The following is a 410-nucleotide window of genomic DNA, read 5'->3' on the forward strand; positions in this document are numbered from 1 at the left end:
GCAGTTTCGTTGTTCGCCACGTCCTTCTTCGGCTCCTAGTGCCTAGGCATCCTCCGTGCGCTCTTATTAGCTTAACCTAATAAAAACATTTGTTGCTTAAGGATGTTTCATTCTTTCGCTATCCAGTTTTCAAGGAACAAAAATAGACGGTAGTTGTATTGGTGGAGCCAAGGAGGATCGAACTCCTGACCTCCTGCTTGCAAGGCAGGCGCTCTCCCAGCTGAGCTATGGCCCCATACAAATTCCATCAAAGCTGAACAAATGATATCACGTCTGACGCACGGCGCCATTTTCAAACAATTTATCCGATCATCATCGTGATCGGGTATTTCCTTAGAAAGGAGGTGATCCAGCCGCACCTTCCGATACGGCTACCTTGTTACGACTTCACCCCAATCATCTACCCCACC

At 47.8% G+C, this 410-nt stretch carries 1 tRNA gene and 1 rRNA gene; both read right to left on the minus strand.

Annotation, left to right across the window (positions count from 1 at the left end):
- Nucleotides 1-159 precede the first annotated feature (159 nt).
- A tRNA-Ala gene (locus tag WFJ73_RS33235) sits at nucleotides 160-235 on the minus strand.
- A gap of 102 nt (nucleotides 236-337) precedes the next feature.
- Nucleotides 338-410: ribosomal RNA gene (locus WFJ73_RS33240) — 16S ribosomal RNA — on the minus strand; the annotation flags it as partial.

This window comes from Paenibacillus sp. MMO-58 (assembly GCF_037146255.1).
In the GTDB taxonomy this organism is placed as follows: Bacteria; Bacillota; Bacilli; order Paenibacillales; family Paenibacillaceae; genus Pristimantibacillus.